This is a genomic window from Gracilibacillus ureilyticus (assembly GCF_900111195.1).
GTDB lineage: Bacteria > Bacillota > Bacilli > Bacillales > Amphibacillaceae > Gracilibacillus > Gracilibacillus ureilyticus.
This window is the reverse complement of record NZ_FOGL01000003.1, coordinates 26,706-41,154: the sequence shown is the minus strand read 5'-3', so window position 1 is coordinate 41,154 and position 14,449 is coordinate 26,706. Positions and strand designations below refer to the sequence as shown.

Below are 14,449 nucleotides of genomic sequence, written 5' to 3'. Positions count from 1 at the left end.
GAGACATACCCCGAATGTTGCTCGGTTGTTTGTTCGTATATATGATATTCTAGTTGACAAGCATGAATTTAAAAATTGCAACTTATAGTTTAACTATACTCTGTCTCTTGCCATCGGAAGAATAAAATCTACAATATTCTTAAACCACCTTTAAGCAATCTTCCTTAAAATCATAAATAAAGCGACCTCCAGTAAGGACCTATCAGGAAATCATGACAGTTACCAAACTGAAGATCGCTTATAGCAGATCTTGTCTTGTTATTTTTTTACATCATAAGGTTCTCTAATTCATCTAATTCTTAAGGCTGGACTACTCCCACCCCTGCATATTGAGTAACGACTGCTTTTACATCTTGAACTGGAGTTAAATTGTAATTATACGGGACAGTGTAATTAGTTGTTGAAGAAGTAGGCTGACTTCCCGTACTGTTTATATAAAGGTTGTTGGATACATTCCAGTAGCCTGGTTCATCACTGTACCAGTAGCCTAATGGATCCTTTGAGTTTTCGAAGACATTATTTTCAACAAGCAGCTCTGCACCCATGCGTGCATTGATACCTGTATCGATGATTCCTTCAAAATAGTTATTATATAGGTGTCCTTCTCCATGACGGAAAGCTGGTACGCGAGAATTTAAATCTTGAAAATGGTTATGATGGAAAGTGATATTACGATCGCCATCATCACTATCAGAAGAGCCCATTAACATCGCCTTCCAGCTATCATGCACATAGTTCCAGGAGAAAGTAATATTATGCGCATTTTTCTTTACATCAAATAAACCATCATAATAATCTTTGTCAACATTTAAATCGGCGTACAGTTCGTTATGGTCTACCCAAATATTACTGGATGGTCCTTCAATACTGATGGCATCTTTATCGCCTGCCCTCACCTCATGAATCGTGAGGTTTCGAATAACAACATTATCAGCTCTCCATACTTTAATTCCTATACCGTCAAATTCACCATTTGTTCCAACTCCAATAATGGATACATCCGAAACATCTTTAATATTAATTTTGCTGTCTGAAGTGTTATTCGGTGTGATAGTACCACTTACGTAAATCTTCAGCGGCGTGTTATCGTCCTTATTCTTTAAAGCTTGAATGATTTGGTCACCAGTGGAAACAGTTACAGTATCCCCTCCATCACCGCCCGTGGTTCCACCATCATTGGTAGCAAACCCTGTCATACTGAAATCAGGAGTACTCGCAGACACAGATTGAAAAGACAAACCTAATGACAACATAATGATGAGACACGTTACAAAGATCTTTGCATTTTTTGTTCTTATCAATACCTTCACGTCCTTTTCAAATTTTTTTGAAACTGTTGTCCATCTCAGGTGTCCTACCTCACCCCTCCTTTTAAGATTGATCAATATAACTCTATCACGAAAACGCTTACAAAAATATAATCATTTTTCCATATTTTATATAATTAGTAAAATAAATCTAATTAATTCTGGAAGGCTGTTATATCTATAGGTCATTTAAACTATATAATCCTGTTAAATCAACATTATCTTGCAAATTGCACACTATCATTGTAATTGGTAAATAATAGATTCAAGTATAAAAAACCTAATATAATGATTATTTTTTCCACCTTTACTCATATTTAAGGATCTTTGAAACACAAAATATCCTGTTCTTGTCTATTGAAATGTTGTTGGATCAACTGAAATCTATCTATGACTGTAATTCCTAAAGCTTTATCCATAAGGTTGGCTAGTTAAAAATTTCGGGGAAATTAACAGGGGAAAGAAAAAGGAAAACACGGAGATTATGTCCGTGTTCCCTTTTAGAAATCAGCTTGATTCATCATCCTCTTGCTTTCTTTTCATTTTTTTGACTTTTTCATAACGCTGTCTCTGGCGATTACCATAGGTGGTAGAAAGAACTGCCTCTTCATTTTCCAAAGTTGTACCGAAAGCTCCAATAAATGTGGAAATACTTGTTGCAGTCCAGGCTATCGACAAATACCTTAACAAATCAACTTTTCCGGAAATTTCTGTCTGTAGAAGTTCACTCGGTATTAATGTTATGGAAGCAAAAATAAAACAAATATACAATATAATATAATAAAAAATAACTGTTAACAACAATGTGAAAACGGTTGTTACATTATAAATAATCCGCAATGATTTACTTCGCCCTTTATGTGGTTTTTCCCATAATTTATGAATAAGGATAATCCATGTGACCATTAATCCGATTGCTAAAAAAGTAATTAATAACATACGGCCAGTATTGTAATGGCTGCTCAATTTCCACATGGTAGGGAAAACTAATGCAAAACACCCCGTAGTAAAAGCAACAACAACTATTTTTAAAAAGTGAGGGAAAATAACCCACGGTTGATTTGCCCGCAGCATTCCCAGTATCAACCGGGTATTTCCTATTATTTTTGGCTTATATGTATATAGCACATTACCATTGCCATTTTCTTTATCTTCCATCTCCAGTCTTTGAAATGGAGAGAGGGATTTTAACTTTTTCCTTTTGCCACTTTCTTTTGAAATAGGTTCTTCACTGTCATAGGATGGATCTGTCAAATCCTTTAATATTCTCATAATGAAACTGATAATTCTTCTTTTTAGAGGAAATATGCCAAGTGAGGGAACACTTACCCATGCAATGTTATTAACCCTGTCCATCTCCATCACTATTGGTGATTTATTATGAAAGAATGGTAAGTCAGTTAAACAAATTGCGATATCCCAATCTTTTTCCTTCATCTCAGAATATGTAGCTTTTTTTATTTTTTCCGAATCTTCTGTGACACCAGTTAATGGATCGACAAGATACTCCACATCCCAGCGGATCTCACTATCTATAGCATTAGCTAAAAGATCCGGTAATTCTTTCGTTAACAGATCGCCGAAGTGGTCAGTGTATCCTGGAGCTGTTACTATTCCTATCGATTTCGCCTTAGACTGTTGCATATCTTTCTACCTCCGATAGTTAATGAAATAGCACCCTGCTTCAGGATGCTATTTCATCAGCCATTATCTTGTTGTTATTTTTCCACTGGCGGTGTGCCATGAGCATAGTATGGAGCAGGTTTTAATTCTTGTTTCCCGCCATGTGCTTTCGGCTCCTGTACATAACCGAATTCCCCTTTACCATCCGGGGTCTTACCTGAAGCCCATGAACCTTTCTTACTGTCTTCACCATCAGAAAAGTTCATTAAGTCATAAGAAAATTCAGTTGCTTCCCATTCTGCCGGCACTGTTCCCGGTACCGTTGTGCCGTATTTTTCCTCTAATTCTTTCAATGCAGCTATCCACTGGTTCTGATGCATCGTATCCCGTGCCAGCAGGAAGGAAAGCATTTTTCTTACTCCACTGTCATCTGTCATTTCATACAATCTAGCTACTTGTAATCTTCCTTGAGATTCTGCATTCAGGTTTGCTCTCATGTCGGAGACTAAATTACCGCTCGCCACGATATAACCCGCATTCCATGGAACCCCTGTACTATTTTCAGGCATTGCTCCAAGCCCTGATACAATCGCATGATGAGGATTCATTCCTCCCAGAATCGATTCAATCACCGGGTTTTCTGCTGCTTTTTCCTGTTCTTTTACAGGAGCATCGTCTAGTAATCTCGCAATCATTGTGGAGATCATTTCAATATGCCCTAACTCTTCCGTACCTGTATCCATAATTAAATCTTTATATTTTTCATCTCCACGTGCATTCCAGCCTTGAAATAAGTATTGCATTGCGACAGAAATCTCACCAAATTGACCGCCTAGTATTTCCTGTAATTTTTTTGCGTAGACAGGATCCGGACGATCAGGTTTTGCATGAAATTGCAGTTCTTTTCTATGATAAAACATTCTCTAACCACCTTTTTGTGAGTCTGATTGTTTTACATTTGCCGATAAGGAAACCCCCCTTTACATTTAAAAGAGGGGCTTGTCTCACCCTTAAGAAGATTTCACCCAATATGCTGCCTCATTTTCAGATGGAGACGGAGGGAATTGATCTCCTTCATTTAAGTCGATTTCTGTATTGTCATTATGGTTATTTCCGTTTACTAATTTATCTACTTTGTATTTGCCTGTTTCAGGAGCTTTTTCTCCTGTTTTATATTGTTTTTGATTTGCCATTTTTACATTCCTCCTTTATAATGATTGGGAAATGTTTATTTTTAATATCTATTTATTGGTCGTAATTAAGAATTTTTATTGTTTCTTCTTGAATTACGGCCGCCTTTTTCTCCAATTTCTTCATAGTGATCTTCACCGTATTTCTCACTTGTTGTTTCTCCGCCTTTTTGGCCGATTTCCTGGAAATGTTCTTTATCATATTTATCGCTTGTTGTTTCTCCGCCTTTTTGACCAATTTCCTGGAAATGTTCTCTATCATATTTATCGCTTGTTGTTTCTCCGCCTTTTTGGCCAATTTCCTGGAAGTGCTCTCTATCATATTTATCGCTTGTTGTTTCTCCACCTTTTTGGCCAATTTCCTGGAAGTGCTCTGTGTCATACTTCTCGCTTGTTGTTTCTCCACCTTTTTGACCGATTTCCTGGAAGTGATCCTGGTCATATTTCTCGCTTGTTGTTTCTCCACCTTTTTGGCCGATTTCCTGGAAATGGTCCTGATCATATTTCTCGCTTGTTGTTTCTCCGCCCTTTTTACCAATCTCCTGGAAGAAATCCTGATCGTATTTACGGCTTACTTTTTCTCCACCTTTTTGTCCTGCTTCTTCTCTGCTCATGTTTCCATTATTATTGTTATTTCTTTTTCTTGCCATAGTTAACTACCTCCTGTAATTTATAGATTTAGTTAGTGATTCTTTATGATCACATTATTCTTATACCTCGCTAGTAGAATAATTAAACATTTTTTGTTTTTTTATCCTTTAATGTTACATTTTTGTAAAAAACACAACTAGTTCTTAGCTTGAAATAGGGCTTCTTTATCACTTGCTGCTACCTCTGTTTGAACAAATTCCTTCAATATATTTACATACTCTTTGACAGAGTCTATATAGACCATTTCGTCTTCCCCATGCCAGTCTGCTCCCACGGGGCCGAATTCTACTGCAGCAGTTCCGTATTTCGTAAAAAACTGCGCATCGGATGAACCGTGCTGTCCAAAGACTTTTACGTCTTCCAGCTGCGTTTCTTTTCTTATAGAGCTTTCCAGCAGTTTTACATAAGGGTGATCTGCCTTCGTTTTAACTGGTTCATTACAAATGTGGATATTTACTTCTCCATCTGTAATTTCCTTAATTTGCTGATAAATCTCATCAGGGTTTTGTTTCGGCAGATAACGAATATCTAATGCCATTTCACACAATTCAGGAACCTTGTTATAAACGGTTCCACCTGAAAGCCTTGCAAGGTTAATAGACGGTTTATCGAAAAATGGCGGATCCGTTTCCTCTGCAAATGGTAACCGCAGGATATCCTCATAAAGCTGATATGCTTTTAAAATGGCGTTTACGCCGTCCCATGGCCGGCTGCCATGTGAAGGCTTGCCATGGATCTTAAAATCGAGTTGCAAAACACCCTTTGATTGAACGGAAATCCCCAAGTTGGTTGGTTCTCCACAAATCATAAAATCCCCATAGTACCCCTGATCAGCTAAATATTTACTACCATACCTGCCCCCTTTTTCCTCATCCGGAACAAGCTGAAGCATTACTTTTGCCGGCAGTTTTCGATCCTTTAACTCAGCAACAGTTACCATCATCGCCGCAACCCCTGCTTTCATGTCAATGGAACCTCGTCCATACATTTTGTTGTTCCTGGAAAAGGGGCGAAACTGGTCTTTCTCCCCTTCAATTACATCAACGTGTCCGTTCAAGACAATCGTTTGTTCACCTTCACCAATGGTACATACTAATGATCGATACCCTTGATTAGATACTCTTTTTACCTGGAGACCTCTGTCTTTTAACCATTCTGCGCAATAGTCAATGGCATGGTTTGCTCCATCCTTTGTTGAACTGTCTATCTCAATTAGTTCTTCTAGCAGCTGAACTAATTGGTCTCCCATCCTATCACTCCTCTGCTTATTATTCTTTCATTACATCCGGTTTTTCCTTATTAATGTTAACAACCGTATCATGACGGGCAAGCTCTAACCCGGCCTTCTGTATTAACCATTCTTTTTTCACTTCATCTCCTTTGACCATTGCAATAATAGCGGCTGGGATATTAGCACCTGCTCGATGGGAAAATGCATAACCGCCTCCAAATCGAGGATTTATATCAATAACGTAGTAATCTTTCCCGTTATAATACACATCGGCATTCATATATCCAACATGATTTAAATTAGAGCCAATTTTCTCAGCAACAGCCATTAACTCAGGCGGGTTCTCTGTTATACAACGGTCAATATCCCCACCACGCATGTCCAGCTGCTTACGAACAAGGGATGTTACAAAATTACCATCAAGGTCGTTGAATATATCTACACTGAACTTGTCTCCCTCTATTACCTCCTGAATAATTACATTTTCATGTGCTTCCTTGGAGGTTGCATCATCCAGCGGGCTGTCGAGTATTTCTTTTACAGCAGAATCATAGGCGTGCTGAACCTCATCCAAATTATTGGCAAAATCTACACCCATAGATGCAGAGCCATTTCGAGGTTTGATAATTAAGGGATAGTCCACTTCTCCGCTCTGCAAGCCTTTTTTTGCATCCTCGACATTCATATAAGAGATTGGTGCTTTTACCTCAAAAGGCTCCAAAAGCTCCCGATATTTCCCTTTATCTCTGACTTTTTCAACAACATCCTCTTCCGCGACTAATACCTTGATATCTTTGTTCAGAAATTCACTTTTTGCGGATGCTAATTTGGGAACCTCCCAATCATTTAATGGCACAATACAATCGATATTTTCTTTATCGCATATATCGAAAATTTTATCTAAATATTTCTCATCTGTCTGGTGAGGGATAACGTAACTGTTATCTCCTGCTTGTAAGGATGGTGCATTATAATCCGGATCGGCAACAACTACCTTTCCGTCGATCCCTAAATCTCTCAATGCATTTTTGAAAAATCCTACAAAATCTATCCTTCTGGCACATGAAGGTATTAATATATTCATTGCTAGTCATCCCCTTTTATATTAGATTTGTTTAGTTTATACCCCGGTAAGCTGGTATGAAACTTATTGAGCAAATTTAATATATGAATGTAAATAGTTCGTAATATATCGCTAAAGATAACTAGCTGATGATAGAAGGATTAAGCTGTCCTAGGCATTCCCCTTCTCCATGCCATTCCACATATTTCTATTCATTTTCATTTAGCTGTCTTACATCAACTTCAACTGTTTCGTCAGATCCTTCCCGATATCGTACTAGCGCCTTTTTTGATTCCTCATCAACAGACAGAATATATACTGATTTACCTAAATACTCTACATCTTTCATATCGGGGTCCTGTGTAATTTCTTTTGCCCTTATAATATTCATTTCTAAATCCTCCTCCAATAATATTTATCCCTACTTTTTTCATACCTTTTTATCGGTAAACTAAACATTTTTTACTTTGCTAAAAAAATACAAATATAAAATGTATGAATTATGCAATTAGGAACATATTAAAAAAGATGATATTTCAAGGAGGTTGAATCAATGGCTCGTATTGGAGTGGAAGAATCGCTAACAGACGTTCAGCAAATGTTACAGGCGGAAGGTCATGAAGTAGTAATACTAAGACAGGAACAGGACGCCAATGGTTGTGATTGCTGTGTTATAACAGGACTTGATGAAAATATGATGGGCGTGCAGAATACAGCTATTCAGGGTTCAGTAATTAGTGCAAATGGCCTTAACGCAAATGATATCAGCCAGCAAGTAAATCAGAAAATACAACAGCAGCAATAATCTTAGTCCGGACCTTAATAGCAGGTCCGGACTCTCGTTCTATTAGACCCCTTAACGAAACATAAGCGGATATTTATTGTTGTGATAGCGGAAGCTCCATCGGTTTATAATTCACGTATTCCGGGAATACTGGAAATGTTATACAATACAAGCATTCTCAGGGGTGAGATTATGACTCATGTAACCAATGTTGCTGCAGTGAAGCGTCACACTAACACTTCCTACCGGCAGCGTAATCTGTGGTCAGGCTTCCTGTTTGGTCTCGGGTTAGTTGCTTTTATAGATGAGACGGTTTTTCACCAGCTTCTTCACTGGCACCATTTTTACGATAAATCAACGACAGATATTGGACTCGTTTCAGATGGACTGTTTCATGCTTTCAGCTGGTTTGCAACAATCGGGGGATTGTTCATGTTAGCTGATCTAAAGCGAAGAAGCGAATGGCAAATAAAGCGATGGTGGAGTGGAATTTTATTAGGAGCTGGAATCTTCCAACTGTACGATGGAATCATTCAGCACAAAATTATGAGAATTCACCAGATTCGCTATGTAGATAATGTGATAATCTATGATATAGTCTGGAATGGATTAGCTTTGATACTAATTTTTATCGGTCTTTATTTTCTAAAGCAATCTAGACATTCCCCGTTTAAAAAGGATGAAACAAATGGAGAATACTAATATAGACTATAGCAGCTCGCACCTAGCTATACTTCTTATCATTGTATTTTTTCTTTATATCGGTGCAGTAATAACATCTAATCGTAAAAGCCACCTTAGGAAATGGCCGTTTATCCGCTGTGTCTTCTGGTTCTTTGGGATCCTTAGTGTTGCTCTGTCTCTGCTAGGACCTGTCGCCAGTCAGGCACATATGAACTTTTCCATCCACATGGCCGGTCATATTTTATTGGGTATGCTGGCTCCCATGCTGATTGTTCTTGCTGCACCCGTTACACTTCTTCTTCGGTCACTTCCTGTATCAGGGGCCCGACGTGTGGCACAACTGCTGAGAAAGTGGCCAATACGTCTGATCAGTCACCCTGTTGTCGCTACTATTCTAAACATTGGTGGTCTTTGGCTGCTGTATACAACTGATTTATACATGATGATGCATCATAACCTTCTTTTACATATCATTATCCATGTCCATGTTTTTTTAGCTGGATATGTGTTTACTGCATCAATTATCTATATTGAACCAACTGCTCACAGGTACAGTTTTATCTATCGTTCCATAGTGTTATTACTTGCCTTAGCAGGACATGGTATTCTTTCCAAATACATCTACGCATCGCCACCAGATGGCGTACCCCGAACACAAGGGGAGACCGGTGCCATGATTATGTATTATGGCGGTGATCTGATTGACATTATTCTCATATTCATTCTTTGCCAGCATTGGTATAGGGCAACCCGTCCCCGTCTTATACAGCAAACCCAATCATTTGGTGTTTAGATGGTTCAACAGGGTATTTCCATGTAATTAGTTAAAAACCAGTATATGCTATTGCTTATACTGGTTTGTATCAAAGAGAGAATCATCATTCTAAATCCTGATCAATTGTACCCTCAAAATAATCATCACTTACCTGTTCATGGGTTTCTGCTAATCCTTTTTCTATTTGCGAGTTACCATTATAATCGGACGGTTCGTAGTTTTTTTCTGCTACCCTGTTTTTTTCTGCAGTATCGAATTGATTGGAGAAACGGCCATCAGATTTAATGTTCGTTTTTGCTTCCCCATCTAAAGTCTGGTTAAAGTCGTATTCCTTGTCAATACCAGCAAATCGCTTATAATCATCAGGTCTGTCAGTTCCTCTGTTATTTGCCAAAATTAAAGCCCCCAATCTTTATGAGTTTTACTTCCCTCTTTTTGCGCCATTATTACGATTCTTTTTTGCCTTATTTTCCATAAAAGCTGTTTCAGTTTCATGGTCATTTCTGATTTGCTCAATGCTCGAATTTTGGATTCCTTTTTTCGCCATGTTCCACACCCCTTTTCTATTTATGATGCTTTTTTTATTCTGTCTATTTTGCAGCTGTTTACTCGCTCTTTGTTAAAATATTTATCATCTTCGATCTGAAAAACTTTGTTTGAGCAGTTGTAGTGCGGGTAAAAGTATTATGTGAATAATTCTTCCAAAAGGAGTGCATTTTAGTGAGTAATAATAATGGCATGAGCGATAAAGTGAAAAGTAATGTGAGTAAAGTAAAGGGTGAAGCCAAAGACCAGATTGGAAACGCAGTAGGTAACTCCAAAATGGTAACAGAAGGTAAAAAAGAGAAGTTAAAAGGAAAAATGCAGGAAGAGAAAGGTCACGCAAAAGACGATAATGAAAATCATGAAAACAAATGGTAAACATAAAATAACCCATTTTGGGAGGAAGCAGCCAAAATGGGTTGTTTTTTATCCAGATGATAATTTCTACCTGGAAGAAGTAAGAATAGATGAGGAGTAAAAGAAATGATTACTTTTGAAAATGTAACAAAACAGTTCTCAGATGGAACCATAGCAGTTAACCAAGCGGACTTTTCCATAAAAAAAGGGGAATTATTCGTTCTTATCGGTCCCAGTGGCTGCGGTAAAACAACTACCTTAAAAATGATGAACAGACTAATCCCTCTTTCTGAAGGAACTATTTACATAGATAAAAGAAAGATCAGTGATTATAATATTCATGAATTACGGTGGAATATAGGGTATGTACTCCAGCAGATTGCACTTTTTCCACATATGACCATTGAAGAAAATATTGCTATTGTTCCTGAAATGAAGAAATGGAAAGAAAGTAAAGTAAAAAAACGTGTTGCGGAATTATTAGAAATGGTGGGTCTTGACCCAGAAACATACCGGAATCGCAAGCCGAACGAACTGTCTGGCGGCCAACAGCAGCGCATCGGGGTTATCCGAGCTCTTGCAGCAGATCCCGACATTATCTTAATGGACGAACCATTTAGTGCATTAGATCCTATCAGCCGAGAAAAGCTCCAGGAAGAAATAGTGGAGTTGCAAAAACAGATTAACAAGACCATTGTTTTTGTAACACATGATATCCAGGAGGCATTAAAAATAGCTGACCGCATTTGTTTAATGAAGGAAGGAAAAGTAGTACAAATAGGCAAGCCTCGTGAATTTTTCACAAATCCGGCTAATTCCTTTGTTAAAGATTTCGTTGGTTCCGCTGAAATAACGGGTGGTAACTTTGATTTACTAAAGCTTGTTCACCCTTTATCGAATGCATCCTCAGTGGATATGTTCCGAATTAATACAGATACGTCCCTGAAAGAAGTATTGGATTTATTATCAGAGAGAGAAGAAATTCTTGTGGAGTCTGACGGTACAGTCATCGGGAAAATAGACAGATTGGCTATAGTAAATTACTTTTCAGGAGAATTGAAAGAAGGCGGGCTAAAACATGTCTAATTTAATGGAAGTTTTTGAAAATCGGCAGCAACAATTATGGCAGGCACTGCTTGAACACATCCAGATTTCTTTTATCGCATTGCTGTTTGCTGTACTTATCTCTATCCCGCTTGGAATTTATTTAACTAAAAAAGAGAAGGTTGCTGAACCGGTAATAGGTGTTACGGCCATTTTACAGACAATACCTTCCTTAGCTTTACTTGGTTTATTTATCCCATTATTCGGTATTGGTAAAATACCTGCTATTATTGCTTTAATCCTTTATGCCTTATTACCCGTTTTGCGAAATACATACACAGGCATTAAAGAAGTTGATCCCTCATTAATTGAAGCTGCTACAGCAATGGGGATGAACTCTACAAAACGCCTTATAAAAGTAGAATTGCCTCTGGCAATGCCTGTTATTATGGCAGGAATCCGAACATCGATGGTGTTAATTGTCGGAACAGCTACTCTCGCTGCATTAATTGGTGCTGGAGGTTTAGGAGATATTATTTTATTAGGTATCGACCGAAATAATACATCCTTAATTGTAATGGGAGCAATTCCTGCTGCATTACTGGCTATTTTCTTTGATATTCTGTTAAAGAAAATGGAAAAGTTCTCTTTTCGGACGTCTATTATTACAATAAGTATCCTTGTTATTGTTTCATTAATGTTCCTTCTTGTTCCTGTCTTGACAAATAGCGGTGATGAAACGATTGTTATTGGCGGAAAGTTAGGAACCGAACCTGAAATTTTAATCAATATGTATAAACTGCTAATAGAGGAAGAGACAGATTTAGATGTAGAATTGGAACCCGGCTTAGGAAAAACCTCGTTTTTATTTAATGCATTACAAACAGGGAGTATAGATATTTACCCTGAATTTACCGGTACTGCATTATCACAGTTTTTAAATGAAACAGCTGCCAGCAATAATGAAGAGGAAGTATATACGCAGGCACGTAAGGGATTATTAGATGAATTTAATTTACGTTTCCTGAAACCGATGGAATATAACAATACTTACACATTGGCTGTCCCTGAAGCTTTTGCCGAAAGATATCAATTATCGGCAATTTCCGACTTGCAAGCAGTAGAAAATGAAGTTAAGGCTGTATTTACTCTGGAATTCTCTGATCGGGAAGATGGATACATTGGAATTCAGAAGGTATATAACATCCAGTTTCCACATGTTAAAACGATGGAACCTCAATTAAGGTATACAGCAATTGAAGAAGGTGATATTAACCTGGTTGATGCATACTCAACAGACAGTGAACTAAGAAGATATAACTTAAAAGTGCTGGAAGATGACAAGAACCTATTCCCTCCATATCAAGGGGCACCTTTACTGCGTGCAGAAACTCTCAAGGAATTTCCTGAGTTAGAAGAGGTACTTAATCAACTAGCAGGGAAAATCAGTGATGATCAAATGAGAGAAATGAATTATAAAGTTGCCGAAGAAGGATACAGTGCAAATGAGGTGGCTCAAGAGTATTTAAAAGGAGAAGGTTTGTTAGAGGATTGAATAGTTCAATCCTCTTCTTTTATTAAAAATTCGAGACTTTGTTCAGAAAATCTTTCTAGGATTCACCCTCAATGAATTCCTTCCATATTTGAACCTTCTCTTCAAACGTTTTATTATATCGGCCCGGAATAGGACTTGTGGAAGGCAGTTTCACTACATTGAATCGATTGGTTAAGTGTAGGAAGTGCCTTTGAAATGTTTGATAGGACTTTGTACCATTACATCCAATTCTCTTAATATTTGGATAGGCATCAAGCAATTGTTCAAGCGGGTTTGGTTCTGCCTCAAATATCTTGGAATCAAGACTGCCCTCCCTGTAACATGATCCTATCATATCCCACAACGCAATGTTTTTATTATGCAAAAACTCAATCTTCCTTTCGTAATCCTCAATCTTTTCCTGCCCGAAAATCTCAAATAGAATTGGCCAAAAATGATTCTTCGGATGGCCATAATACTGCTGTTTCATTAATGACTGGCGACCTGGGATAGAACCAAGAATTAAAACACATGATTGGCGGTTAATAATCGGTTCTAAAGAATATATTTTTTGGTCAGTCATAAACGTCACCCTTTTTGTCAAAATTTTATGCACTAAATATAAATCTGATCATACTTTATTTCTTAAATTCCTGCAAACAAACAGGATAATCAGGCATTTGTAAAAGAACGAAGCAACAGAATTTGCAAATAGACTATCACTTTCTGCAAAAAGAAAGATTTTTATTCAAATAAAACCTCATTTCTGCAAATAAGTAATGTTTGATCCCTTGATAGAAAGGGAAAAATTCACTTCATAAAGAAATCAGCAGCACAGATCAGAAACATCTAATAGATCGAAAAGGAAGGGAATAATATGGAATTTTGGCTGAGTTTTGTATTTGTCATTGGATTTGTAATTCTCCATTTAATCTCGAAACGTATGAAATTTATAAAGATGGTACCGAGAAGCAGGCTACTCTCTATTGTTGGCGGGATAGCTGTAGCCTATGTATTTCTCCATTTGCTGCCGGAACTTGGGGAATATCAGGCAGAACTTGAAGGAGAAATTGAAAATGCCTTTTGGAGCTTTCTTGAACATCATATTTATTTAATTGCGATGGTTGGACTGGCCATTTTTTATGGTCTGGAGAAGGTTGTAAAGTTATCCAAAAAAAGAGGGGCAAATGGAGAAAACAGGCCTTCATCAGGAGTGTTTTGGATCCATATAGGTTCTTTCACAGTCTATAATGCCATCATTGGCTATCTGCTGATCAGGGAGGAATTTTCAGGGCCGTGGGGAATGTTCTTCTTCTTTGTTGCCATGGGAGTTCATTTTATTACAAATGATAAGAGTCTAGGTGAAACACATAAAGAGGAATATGATAAATACGGCCGCTGGCTACTGGCTACTTCCATCTTTGCCGGCTGGTTTATAGGTGTGCTTACGGAAGTAAATGAAATGGTTATTTCCTTATTAGTCGCTTTTATTTCAGGAGGCATCATTTTAAATGTAATGAAGGAAGAACTGCCAGAGGAACGAGAAAGCAGTTTTACAGCCTTCTTTATCGGAATCTTTACCTACTCTATATTACTTTTTCTATTGTAAAAAACATCCAAAATATATCCATAACAATGCAGTCACATACAGAGTAACCAGACG

Annotated in this window: 18 protein-coding genes; 7 read left to right on the top strand and 11 right to left on the bottom strand. The window is 37.6% G+C overall.

Annotated elements, in window-relative coordinates; genetic code table 11:
* Positions 1 to 299 precede the first annotated feature (299 nt).
* The 8 genes from BMW36_RS04575 to BMW36_RS04540 form a co-directional block, all read right to left on the bottom strand.
* A complete protein-coding gene (locus BMW36_RS04575; protein WP_089739895.1) occupies positions 300 to 1,253 on the bottom strand; it encodes a pectate lyase family protein in 954 nt (317 codons plus the stop codon).
* A gap of 561 nt (positions 1,254 to 1,814) precedes the next feature.
* Entirely contained in the window at positions 1,815 to 2,951 is a 1,137-nt protein-coding gene (locus BMW36_RS04570) for a hypothetical protein (protein ID WP_089739504.1), read from the bottom strand.
* 74 nt (positions 2,952 to 3,025) lie between these two features.
* Positions 3,026 to 3,850, bottom strand: coding sequence for a manganese catalase (locus BMW36_RS04565; protein WP_089739502.1), 825 nt, complete (start codon positions 3,848 to 3,850; stop codon positions 3,026 to 3,028).
* A gap of 90 nt (positions 3,851 to 3,940) precedes the next feature.
* On the bottom strand, positions 3,941 to 4,123 hold the full coding sequence (locus BMW36_RS04560) for a YjzC family protein (protein WP_089739500.1): 183 nt from the start codon (positions 4,121 to 4,123) through the stop codon (positions 3,941 to 3,943).
* Between the two features lie 65 nt (positions 4,124 to 4,188).
* Positions 4,189 to 4,770, bottom strand: coding sequence for a con-10 family general stress protein (locus BMW36_RS20710; protein ID WP_089739497.1), 582 nt, complete (start codon positions 4,768 to 4,770; stop codon positions 4,189 to 4,191).
* A gap of 137 nt (positions 4,771 to 4,907) precedes the next feature.
* Complete coding sequence (locus tag BMW36_RS04550) at positions 4,908 to 6,020, bottom strand: M20 family metallopeptidase (protein ID WP_089739496.1); 1,113 nt, start codon at positions 6,018 to 6,020, stop codon at positions 4,908 to 4,910.
* Between the two features lie 19 nt (positions 6,021 to 6,039).
* Positions 6,040 to 7,086 (bottom strand): ATP-grasp domain-containing protein, encoded by a 1,047-nt coding sequence (locus BMW36_RS04545; protein ID WP_089739494.1) that lies wholly within the window; start codon positions 7,084 to 7,086, stop codon positions 6,040 to 6,042.
* A 187-nt stretch (positions 7,087 to 7,273) separates the two neighbouring features.
* A complete protein-coding gene (locus tag BMW36_RS04540) occupies positions 7,274 to 7,456 on the bottom strand; it encodes an H-type small acid-soluble spore protein (protein ID WP_089739492.1) in 183 nt (60 codons plus the stop codon).
* Between the two features lie 162 nt (positions 7,457 to 7,618).
* Between BMW36_RS04540 and BMW36_RS04535 the strand changes: the two genes are divergently transcribed.
* The 3 genes from BMW36_RS04535 (at position 7,619) to BMW36_RS04525 (ending at position 9,326) form a co-directional block, all read left to right on the top strand.
* A complete protein-coding gene (locus BMW36_RS04535) occupies positions 7,619 to 7,870 on the top strand; it encodes a YkuS family protein (protein ID WP_089739490.1) in 252 nt (83 codons plus the stop codon).
* Positions 7,871 to 8,041: 171 nt separating this feature from the next.
* Entirely contained in the window at positions 8,042 to 8,551 is a 510-nt protein-coding gene (locus BMW36_RS04530; RefSeq protein ID WP_089739488.1) for a DUF2243 domain-containing protein, read from the top strand.
* Complete coding sequence (locus BMW36_RS04525; RefSeq protein WP_089739486.1) at positions 8,538 to 9,326, top strand: cytochrome c oxidase assembly protein; 789 nt, start codon at positions 8,538 to 8,540, stop codon at positions 9,324 to 9,326. Before BMW36_RS04530 ends, BMW36_RS04525 begins: the two co-directional genes overlap by 14 nt.
* A gap of 85 nt (positions 9,327 to 9,411) precedes the next feature.
* On the opposite strand, the gene BMW36_RS04520 is transcribed toward BMW36_RS04525, so the two are convergent.
* Together BMW36_RS04520 and BMW36_RS04515 are read right to left on the bottom strand one after the other, a co-directional pair.
* A complete protein-coding gene (locus BMW36_RS04520) occupies positions 9,412 to 9,702 on the bottom strand; it encodes a YozQ family protein (RefSeq protein ID WP_089739485.1) in 291 nt (96 codons plus the stop codon).
* A gap of 27 nt (positions 9,703 to 9,729) precedes the next feature.
* Positions 9,730 to 9,855, bottom strand: coding sequence for a biofilm-forming protein (locus BMW36_RS04515; RefSeq protein WP_089739482.1), 126 nt, complete (start codon positions 9,853 to 9,855; stop codon positions 9,730 to 9,732).
* Between the two features lie 173 nt (positions 9,856 to 10,028).
* On the opposite strand from BMW36_RS04515, the gene BMW36_RS04510 reads away from it, so the two are divergent.
* From BMW36_RS04510 to opuFB, 3 genes are all read left to right on the top strand, one after another.
* Positions 10,029 to 10,229 carry a CsbD family protein gene (locus BMW36_RS04510; RefSeq protein ID WP_245711586.1) on the top strand — a complete coding sequence of 67 codons (201 nt, stop codon included), beginning with the start codon at positions 10,029 to 10,031 and terminating at the stop codon, positions 10,227 to 10,229.
* Between the two features lie 105 nt (positions 10,230 to 10,334).
* Positions 10,335 to 11,294: an ABC transporter ATP-binding protein gene (locus BMW36_RS04505; RefSeq protein ID WP_089739480.1), complete on the top strand. Its 960-nt coding sequence runs from the start codon at positions 10,335 to 10,337 to the stop codon at positions 11,292 to 11,294.
* The gene (opuFB, locus tag BMW36_RS04500) at positions 11,287 to 12,807 is read left to right on the top strand and encodes an osmoprotectant update ABC transporter permease/substrate-binding subunit OpuFB (RefSeq protein WP_089739478.1); all 1,521 of its coding nucleotides are present in this window, start codon (positions 11,287 to 11,289) and stop codon (positions 12,805 to 12,807) included. Before BMW36_RS04505 ends, opuFB begins: the two co-directional genes overlap by 8 nt.
* Positions 12,808 to 12,862: 55 nt before the next feature.
* On the opposite strand, the gene BMW36_RS04495 is transcribed toward opuFB, so the two are convergent.
* Entirely contained in the window at positions 12,863 to 13,369 is a 507-nt protein-coding gene (locus tag BMW36_RS04495; protein ID WP_089739477.1) for a DNA-deoxyinosine glycosylase, read from the bottom strand.
* A 294-nt stretch (positions 13,370 to 13,663) separates the two neighbouring features.
* Here BMW36_RS04495 and BMW36_RS04490 point away from each other — a divergent pair, with 294 nt between their 5' ends.
* Positions 13,664 to 14,395 carry a hypothetical protein gene (locus BMW36_RS04490; RefSeq protein ID WP_089739476.1) on the top strand — a complete coding sequence of 244 codons (732 nt, stop codon included), beginning with the start codon at positions 13,664 to 13,666 and terminating at the stop codon, positions 14,393 to 14,395.
* Positions 14,396 to 14,449: the final 54 nt, after the last annotated feature.

Coding starts and splice junctions, on each gene's coding strand:
- BMW36_RS04550 (WP_089739496.1), bottom strand. CDS start 6,020: ATGGGAGACCAATTAGTTCAGCTGCTAGAAGAACTAATTGAGATAGAC.
- BMW36_RS04545 (WP_089739494.1), bottom strand. CDS start 7,086: ATGAATATATTAATACCTTCATGTGCCAGAAGGATAGATTTTGTAGGA.
- opuFB (WP_089739478.1), top strand. CDS start 11,287: ATGTCTAATTTAATGGAAGTTTTTGAAAATCGGCAGCAACAATTATGG.
- BMW36_RS04540 (WP_089739492.1), bottom strand. CDS start 7,456: ATGAATATTATAAGGGCAAAAGAAATTACACAGGACCCCGATATGAAA.
- BMW36_RS04515 (WP_089739482.1), bottom strand. CDS start 9,855: ATGGCGAAAAAAGGAATCCAAAATTCGAGCATTGAGCAAATCAGAAAT.
- BMW36_RS04495 (WP_089739477.1), bottom strand. CDS start 13,369: ATGACTGACCAAAAAATATATTCTTTAGAACCGATTATTAACCGCCAA.
- BMW36_RS04560 (WP_089739500.1), bottom strand. CDS start 4,123: ATGGCAAATCAAAAACAATATAAAACAGGAGAAAAAGCTCCTGAAACA.
- BMW36_RS04575 (WP_089739895.1), bottom strand. CDS start 1,253: ATGTTGTCATTAGGTTTGTCTTTTCAATCTGTGTCTGCGAGTACTCCT.
- BMW36_RS04535 (WP_089739490.1), top strand. CDS start 7,619: ATGGCTCGTATTGGAGTGGAAGAATCGCTAACAGACGTTCAGCAAATG.
- BMW36_RS04525 (WP_089739486.1), top strand. CDS start 8,538: ATGGAGAATACTAATATAGACTATAGCAGCTCGCACCTAGCTATACTT.
- BMW36_RS04565 (WP_089739502.1), bottom strand. CDS start 3,850: ATGTTTTATCATAGAAAAGAACTGCAATTTCATGCAAAACCTGATCGT.
- BMW36_RS20710 (WP_089739497.1), bottom strand. CDS start 4,770: ATGGCAAGAAAAAGAAATAACAATAATAATGGAAACATGAGCAGAGAA.
- BMW36_RS04490 (WP_089739476.1), top strand. CDS start 13,664: ATGGAATTTTGGCTGAGTTTTGTATTTGTCATTGGATTTGTAATTCTC.
- BMW36_RS04530 (WP_089739488.1), top strand. CDS start 8,042: ATGACTCATGTAACCAATGTTGCTGCAGTGAAGCGTCACACTAACACT.
- BMW36_RS04570 (WP_089739504.1), bottom strand. CDS start 2,951: ATGCAACAGTCTAAGGCGAAATCGATAGGAATAGTAACAGCTCCAGGA.
- BMW36_RS04505 (WP_089739480.1), top strand. CDS start 10,335: ATGATTACTTTTGAAAATGTAACAAAACAGTTCTCAGATGGAACCATA.